The 8193-nt window shown below is 58.9% G+C and carries 5 protein-coding genes and 1 pseudogene; 3 read left to right on the plus strand and 3 right to left on the minus strand.

Annotation, left to right across the window (positions count from 1 at the left end):
• Positions 1-118: 118 nt before the first annotated feature.
• Positions 119-1987 (minus strand): (Fe-S)-binding protein, encoded by a 1869-nt coding sequence (locus H1Y01_RS02310; protein ID WP_180538481.1) that lies wholly within the window; start codon positions 1985-1987, stop codon positions 119-121.
• A 134-nt stretch (positions 1988-2121) separates the two neighbouring features.
• Here H1Y01_RS02310 and H1Y01_RS02315 point away from each other — a divergent pair, with 134 nt between their 5' ends.
• The 3 genes from H1Y01_RS02315 to H1Y01_RS02325 all read left to right on the plus strand — a co-directional run bounded on the left by H1Y01_RS02315 (position 2122) and on the right by H1Y01_RS02325 (position 5952).
• Complete coding sequence (locus tag H1Y01_RS02315; RefSeq protein WP_180538482.1) at positions 2122-3063, plus strand: UDP-glucuronic acid decarboxylase family protein; 942 nt, start codon at positions 2122-2124, stop codon at positions 3061-3063.
• A gap of 190 nt (positions 3064-3253) precedes the next feature.
• A complete protein-coding gene (locus H1Y01_RS02320) occupies positions 3254-4492 on the plus strand; it encodes a DEAD/DEAH box helicase (protein WP_180538483.1) in 1239 nt (412 codons plus the stop codon).
• Between the two features lie 152 nt (positions 4493-4644).
• Entirely contained in the window at positions 4645-5952 is a 1308-nt protein-coding gene (locus tag H1Y01_RS02325) for a hypothetical protein (protein WP_180538484.1), read from the plus strand.
• A 15-nt stretch (positions 5953-5967) separates the two neighbouring features.
• Here H1Y01_RS02325 and H1Y01_RS02330 read toward each other — a convergent pair whose 3' ends face one another.
• Both H1Y01_RS02330 and H1Y01_RS02335 read right to left on the minus strand, forming a co-directional pair.
• On the minus strand, positions 5968-7509 hold the full coding sequence (locus H1Y01_RS02330) for a B12-binding domain-containing radical SAM protein (protein ID WP_180538485.1): 1542 nt from the start codon (positions 7507-7509) through the stop codon (positions 5968-5970).
• Positions 7510-7628: 119 nt separating this feature from the next.
• Positions 7629-8193: pseudogene (locus H1Y01_RS02335) on the minus strand (aminomethyl-transferring glycine dehydrogenase subunit GcvPB); the annotation flags it as partial.

The raw sequence follows: 8193 nt of genomic DNA on the forward strand, positions 1-8193 counted from the left end.
TGACGGCTAACCTTCCGTGGTAATAACCGCTCCGTCACCGTCGCGGCTCTGTACCTTAGTGAGTCTACAGAGCCGCGCGCGTCAGCAAGCGGTGTTTTTCGACTACTGCCACGGGCTGCTAGCCTTCCGGGATCGAAGCCGCCGCAATCTGCGCAATATCCAGCAATTTCACGCGCTCGCCGTCTCCCGTTTCAATCTGCGCTAGCGCATCGCGGAACATTGTCTGGCAGAACGGGCACGCGGCTCCGATGGTCTTCGCGCCGGTCTTCACCAGTTCCTCAGCGCGCGTCACGTTCACGCGGCGTCCTTCCTCTTCACCGAGGAACATCTGGCCGCCGCCGGCGCCGCAGCAGAATGACCGCTCGCGATGCCGCGGCGCTTCCACCACTTCGGCATACCGGTTGATGATCGCCCGCGGCTCATCATATACGTCGCGATAGCGCCCCAGGTAACACGGATCGTGATAGACCACCTGCTCGCGTTCGCGGTCGTCCTGCTGCGGCAAACGATCCTGAATCCGAGCCAGGAGTTCGCTGTGGTGCTCGATCTCGAAAGTCGTGCCCGCTTCCTTCCAGTCCGTCGAGATCGTCCGCACGCAATGCGGGCAGATCGAAACCATCTTCTTCGGGGCCGCGGATTGCAGCGTTTCGATATTCTGTTCAGCAAGTTGCGTGAACAGCAGATCGTTTCCTAATCGACGCGCCGGATCGCCGTTGCAGCGCTCCTTACGCAACACGCCGAAACTCACGCCGGCATACCGCAGCACTTTGGCGAGCGCCTGAATCGTGTCGCGTCCTTGCGGGTCGTAGGCTCCCATGCACCCTAGCCACAACAGATACTCCTGCGATCCGTCGTAGATCGGCAATTCGGCGCGCTCGATAAACTTCTGGCGCTCGCTCGAAGCAAACCCGAGCGAGTTGCCGTTGCGCTCCATATTCAGGAAGAGCTTGGTGCCATGCTCGTCTTCCCACTTGCCGGTGTTGACCGCGCCGCGCCGCAGCCCGATGATCACCGGCAAATGCTGAATTCCGACGGGACACTGATACTCGCAGCCCCCGCAAGTCGTGCACTGGAACGCGGCCTTTTCCGAGATATGCGTTCCCAACAGCGGTTGTTCGGAACCGATCCCGGCCGCTGGATCGTTCAGGTACCGCCGTAGCCCGAGAATGATCTCCTTCGGGTTCAGCTCTTTGCCCGTATTGAACGCCGGACAATGCTCCGTGCAGCGCCCGCATTCAACGCACGAGAAAGCCTGCAGCACGTCCAATTTCGTCACGTCTTTGCCCGTGTCGAGCCCGAAATCCTCGTCGCCGGAAAGCTTGGGGATGTCGCTGAACCCCGGCCGCTTCGCGAAAATGGCGAACGGACTTAGCACCAGATGTAAGTGCTTCGTATGCGGAATGAGCGGCAGAAACACCAGTAGTGATATCGTGTGCAGCCACCAATTCGCCTTGCCCAAAGCCGTCCCAGGCGTGATGTGGAATCCGGCCATGTACGTCACCATCAGCAGGAAAATCAGAAATGCAATGAACCCGGATTCGTACGAGACTTTCGCCCCTAGCCAGCGCGGCCGGACGAAGAACCGGCGTACGAACAAACCCGCAATGGACACGGCTACGACCGCCGCAAAAAAGTAAACGAACCCAAAGTACGCAGTTCCGAACCACGAGTCGCGCGAGACGGCGTCGAACCCAAACCCCTCGGCAACGTGGTTCATCGTGATCAACCCAAACGCCAGAAAGCCCCAGAATACGAACGCATGTGCCAGGCCGGGCAGCGGGCGCTCTTTAATGACCAGCCCCTGGCAGAGCACTTCCCACACGAAATCCCTCACGCGCGGCCAGATCGGGTGGATGGAGTAATCCGGGTCCGGCTTTGCCTTCTCGAAATTGCCGTAAAACCGTCGAAAGCGAGCCCAGAACAACCCCAGCGAGATGCAGATGGCAACCGCGAGGATCAAAACTTCCAAGAGAGAAGGCCGACCCATGAAACCCCATTTGAATGTAGCATCGGTTTCTGAAGTGCGGACCCACACGGCCGCCGCGGGCGAGGATAGTATCACATCAAGTAAAATTAGGGTTTCGGCCTTGTTTCAGAACAAATTCAAGCTGGAGGAAATGGTTGCGAATAGTGATTTCCGGTGCGGCGGGTTTCGTCGGCTCCCATATGTGCGATCGGCTGTTGACCGAGGGTCACACCATAATCGGACTCGACAACTTCCTCACGGGGAATCGGACCAACATCGGCCATCTGGCGCGTGAGCGCCGCTTCGAACTGATTAATCAAGACGTGACGGAGACTTTTTCCGTCGATGGCGGCTTCGACGCCGTGATTCATATGGCTTCGCCCGCCAGCCCGCGGGATTACCTGGAGCACCCGATCGAAACGCTGGAGGTCGGCTCGGTGGGCACGCGCAATATGCTGGAGATCGCTCTGGAACACGGCGCCCGTTTTCTGTTGACCTCCACATCGGAATGCTACGGCGATCCGCACGTTCACCCGCAGGTCGAAACCTACTGGGGCAACGTGAATCCCGTGGGCCCGCGCTCGTGCTACGACGAAAGCAAGCGCTTCGCCGAGGCGATCACCATGGCGTACCACCGCAAGTACGGCGTCGCCACGCGTATCGCTCGCATCTTCAATACGTACGGACCCCGTATGAAGCTGGATGACGGCCGCGTGGTGCCGGCCTTCCTCGATCAAGTGTTACGCGGAGAGCCGTTAACGGTGTTCGGCGATGGTTCGCAAACGCGCAGCTTTTGCTACGTGAGCGACCTGGTGGACGGCCTCTACCGCCTGCTCCTTTCGGACGAGATCTATCCCGTGAATCTCGGCAATCCGAATGAGATGACCATTCTGCAGTTTGCCGAAGCGATCCGGGACCGTTTGAACCCAGGCGCGCCGATCGCCTTCCAGCCGCTTCCGGAGGACGATCCCAAACAGCGCCAGCCGGACATCACCAAAGCCCGCACGCTCTTGAACTGGGAACCGAAGGTCGGTCTGGACGAAGGGATCGCCAAAACGATCGAGTACTTTCGCGACCTGGTCGCCGTTCCGGCGTAAGGCAAATCAATACTCAACGCGTGCAAACCTCTGCTATACTACCTTTAGTCTTCTGTTCCGTAGCTTGATTAGTTGAGCGGTTCCAACCGCGTCCCCCGATCCTTCGATTTCGCTTTCCCTTTCGATTACTTGTTTTGTTTTCCAAAGGGTCCCGCCGATTTCCGGCACAGAATCCTTTTGAAAACAAACTATGAATCAATTTTCTGAACTCACTCTCGCGCCCGCACTTCACTTGAACCTGGCGCGCAACTTATTTACGAAGCCGACGCCGGTCCAGGCGCAATCCATTCCTCCCGCGCTGACGGGCGCCGACATTGTGGCTACGGCCCAAACGGGAACCGGGAAAACTCTCGCGTTCCTGATCCCCATGATCGAGAAGCTCCTGCCCAACGCCAAAGCAACCGGCGTGCGCGCGCTGATCCTGACCCCGACCCGCGAACTCGCCATCCAAATCAGCGAAGCCTTCGCCCTGCTCTCCGTCGGCACGGGCCTACGCGCAGCCGTTGTGGTTGGCGGCCTTAGCGAATCCACCCAGCGCAACGCTCTCAAGCGCGGCGCGCAGGTCGTCATCGCAACCCCCGGCCGCTTGCAGGATTTCCTCGGCCGCCGTCTGGTCGACCTCCGCAATGTCGAAATGCTGGTTCTCGATGAAGCGGACCGCATGCTCGACATGGGCTTCCTCGCGGCCATCGAAGCCATCCTCGAGACGCTGCCGCCCTCCCGCCAGAGCCTGTTCTTCTCGGCCACCATGGAACGGCAAGTCGAGCGCCTGATTGCCGGGCATTCCCGCAATCCGGTGCGCATCAGCTGCAGCGGGACCACAAAAGCGCCCGATCAGATCGATCTGCATCTCTATGAAGTCGATAACGACACGAAGCTCAGCCTGCTCGTTCACCTTTTGAACGAAGAAGCGGGTTCGTTCCTCGTCTTCGCACGCACCAAACATGGCGCCGACCGGCTCGCCAAACGTCTGACCACTCTTGGAATCCGCTGCGTAGCCATGCATGGCGACCGCTCGCAGAACCAGCGCAATCAAGCCCTCGCCGGATTCCGCGACGGGCGTTACCGCGTCCTCGTCGCCACCGACGTTGCCGCGCGCGGCATTCACGTCGATAGCGTCGCCCACGTGATTAACTACGACTTACCGCAGGCGCCGGACGACTATATTCACCGCGTAGGCCGCACGGGCCGCGCCGGTCAGCGCGGTACTGCTTCGACGTTCAGCATGCGCTCCGAGCGTGGCGATGTCCGCCGCATCGAGAGCGAATGCAAAGTGCGTATGATCCGCCGCGATCTGGCCCCGCAAGTTATCAGCGCGAAGCATCAGATCGAAAAGGCCTCGCCCGCGACGGTCAGCGAATTCCGCCCGACCGATAGCTTCAAACGCCGCAATAGCTCAGGACCGAAGCGCCGCTCGCGCGCGGCGTAAGCTACTCGTCGGTCACTATCTCGGTAGAATCCGTACGTTACCGGGCCGCGACGGCAAGGGAGCGGTTACTACCGCACGCTGACTAGCCGGCCCAGACCTTCACGGCATCCTCGGAAACTGCATCCTAGTGATAGTCTAGTGACAGTTTCCAGATGCGATCCGTTCTATTTGTCTTACTTTTCGTAACCGCCCCGGCTGCCATGCTGCGTGCGCAGAGCCTTGGCGCCGCTGTCGATAGTGTCTGCTACGAGGGCGATTGTACGCCTGTCCCACTGCCGATAGGGACCAGCGAATTACTTGAGCTTTCTTTCAGCTACACGCTGCCGAATGGCGACATCTATTTCATCAGCGGGCCATTCAGCGCGTCGAGCGATAGCATCGGTACCACGCTTCATGAGAACGATATCTACCAGATCACTTATGAAGGCAACACGTCCGGAGCTACGCAAGCATCCGCAACCGATACGCTGACAATCGACTTATACGAGTCGTACGCAACCCCGACAACAACCGCAAATTACACGGACGATCTGATCGGCGCCTTCAGCCCGAATATCTCGCCGAACAGTTCAGCGGCAGTCTGCTGGAATGTGACAAATTGTTTCTCCGCTGTATTCCCGCCAGGTTCGTTCGATGAGCTCGGCACACTTCCGAATACCAGCGTCAACGGCGCGATGAACTTCGATGAGACCTATACCCTCGTTTTCGGCCAGGGGTCGCCGGTAGGATCGTTCATCGTGATCGGCGAGACCAGTGCGATTGGGGTTTCCCCGCCGACGATTACGGGGATTGTCGATGCGGCTAGCTATACGACATCGATCGCACCGGGCGAGCTAGCCTCCATTTTCGGAACCTTCTTAACAGATGGCAGCCTTCAGGGCGCTACAACCATACCGTTGCCCGACAAGCTGGTGGACGCGACGGTAACGGTGAATGGAACCGAGGTGCCGCTACTCTATGCGGCGCCGAGTCAGATTAACTTCCAGGTCCCTTACGAGGTTCCGGCCGGAACGTCGCCGGCAGTAATCGTCACGACAAAAGCTGGTTCGTCTAACTCTTTCCCCATGCCCATACAAGCCAACGCGCCTTCCTTGTTCCAATACAACGGAAACGAAGCGGTGGTCGAGAACTCGGATTTCAGTTTGAATCAGAGTTCGAACGGGGCTGCGCCTGGATCCTACATCATCGCTTATGCTACCGGCGGAGGAGCAGTAAGTAATCAACCGGCAGACGGTGCGGCTGGGCCGTCAAATCCGCTTGCCCAACTCCAAACCGGATCGGCAACCGCGACAATCAATGGCGAGAATGCTCCCGTCCTGTTCGCGGGGTTGGCTCCGTATTTTGTGGGGTTACTCCAGCTGAATATCACGGTACCTTCGGATCTGGCCTTCGGGACTTATCCGCTGGTGATTACGGTCGCGGGCGTTTCGAGTAAGTCGGCGACGGTAGTCATTAAGTAGAGTTACACGGCGTTGCTATACACCGGGCGCCACCACGTTGGCTCCCGGAAATACCAGCTCGTCCTCCGCTGCCAACCTTCGACGGAAGCTCTGGTGCCGCAGGCGCGTGAGTTCAACTAACGGCCGCCATGCGATATGAACCAGATCGTACTTGATCAGGAAGTGCCAGAACCGGTTGGATCGTTTATACAAATACGACATAGCAAGATACGGAGCTACGGCCCGCCAATCCTCAGGCCGCCGTCTCCAGATCGAAGCGTGCGAGAAGAGACGCTGATAGATCCAGGCATAGCCCTCTTCCAGTTCCTCAGGCGTCATATGTTTTGGGCGGAACACAGCGTGCGCCGTGTCGTATCGTTCCCAATCCCGATGCAGCAGACGGCCCTCCATCTCCATTTGGCGGAAAAGAGGAGTCTTCGGATAAGGCGTCAGGATGTGAAACGTTGCGCATTCCAGACGATTCGCCTCCACCCATTCCGCCGTCCGCACAAAGACGTCTTTGCGATCATGATCGAATCCGAGTACGAACGAGGCGTTTACCTGGATACCGTTATCGTGTAGCAGTCTTACTCTGCGCGCATAGTCGGCAGTCTCTGGCGTCTTCTTTCGGGCTTCCACTAAGTTCGCGTCGCTAAGTGACTCCAACCCCACGAATACACCGGTACAGCCGGCGAGCGCCATCGCACGAACTAACACCGGATCATCCGTAACATCAATTGAGACCGCGGCGCTCCAGATCTTATTCAAAGGCCGAAGCGCCTCACAAAGTTCGCGCAGATAAGCGCGGTTCGACCCTAGATTGTTGTCGATGAAGACGGCATAAGGTTCGTTCCCCGCCGCGAACTCCTCGACGACCTGTCGCGGATCTCGCATGCGATAGGGTATTCTCAAACCCTCGGTTGCGAGATAGCAAAATCCGCAGCGGCTGTGACATCCACGGGTCGCGATGAGGCTGGTCGTGGTCAGGAAGCTGCGCCGGGGAAGAATCGATCGTCTCGGCGCGGGGTCGTTGCGATAGTCGCTCTCGTAAGTTGCCTGATAAGTGGGCTTGAGGCCGCCCGATTCGATATCGGCCAATATCCGGGGCCAGAGTTGCACTCCATCGCCGATGGCCAGAGCGTCCGCGTGGGGCGCGCATTCCTCCGGACAGGAGAGCACGTGCAGACCACCTAGGACAACTTTACTCCCGCGTGCCCGGTACCACGCCGCGAGTTCGAATGCCCGTTTTGCAAACGTCAGGTGGACTGTGATCCCGACCACCTCGGGTGTAACTGCGGACGGGGGTGGCCCTTTCAGCAGATTTTCATCCCAATACTGAACGTCCCAATGGTCAGGCGTGGTTGCGGCAAAGCTGGTCAGCGCGAGCGATGGCGTAAGCACGTGCTTCCCAAAACTCGCATTCGGATCTTTTGGGTAAAAGGGATTGATCAACAGCGCCAGCCGCCGCTGAAGCGGTCCAGTGAGGACGGCTGCATCTAAGACGGGAGGCTTCACCATCTCCGGCGGGAGCCATTTCCGGCGTGGAGATCGCAAAAAGGCAGGTATCGGGACGTTCACGAATATACTCTACCACGCAAAGTACTTCACGACGAGTTGGAACAGGCTGGTCGCGCCGGCATGGCTAGCCGCCCGTGGTAGTAACCGCTCCGTCACCGTCGCGGCTCTGTAACGTAGAGCTAGTCCGCGGCTTTGCTCGCCGTCTTATCAGGTTGCCAGCGCAGAATCGGCCGCCTTGCCGCGCCCGTTTCATCCACCCGCGTGGTCCGCGTTAGATGCGGCGCGCTCTTCAGCTTCTCCGGCTCGTCTTCAGCTTCCTTGGCGATCGAGATCATGGCGTCAATGAACAGATCGAGCTCGCGCTTCGATTCCGTTTCCGTCGGCTCCATCATCAGCGCTCCGTGAACGATGGTCGGGAAGCTCACCGTGTACGGATGGAAGCCGTAATCGATCAGGCGCTTCGCCATATCGCCCGTTCGCACGCCCTTCTTCGCCTGCCGCTCGTCACTGAAGACGACCTCGTGCATGTTCGGGCTATCGTACGGCAGGTCGAAGTACGGCGCGAGTTTGTACCGAAGATAGTTCGCGTTGAGAAGCGCGTCCAGTGTCGCGTTCCGCAGCCCATTGCCGCCGTGCGCCATGATGTACGCCAGCGCCCGGACCAGCACGCCGAAGTTGCCATAGAATGCGCGCACGCGTCCAATCGATTGCGGCCGGTCGTAATTCCACGACCATTGATCGCCC

This window comes from Nevskia soli (genome assembly GCF_903970205.1).
Taxonomy (GTDB): domain Bacteria; phylum Acidobacteriota; class Terriglobia; order Bryobacterales; family Bryobacteraceae; genus Bog-113.

Coding starts and splice junctions, on each gene's coding strand:
- H1Y01_RS02310 (WP_180538481.1), bottom strand. CDS start 1,987: ATGGGTCGGCCTTCTCTCTTGGAAGTTTTGATCCTCGCGGTTGCCATC.
- H1Y01_RS02320 (WP_180538483.1), top strand. CDS start 3,254: ATGAATCAATTTTCTGAACTCACTCTCGCGCCCGCACTTCACTTGAAC.
- H1Y01_RS02325 (WP_180538484.1), top strand. CDS start 4,645: ATGCGATCCGTTCTATTTGTCTTACTTTTCGTAACCGCCCCGGCTGCC.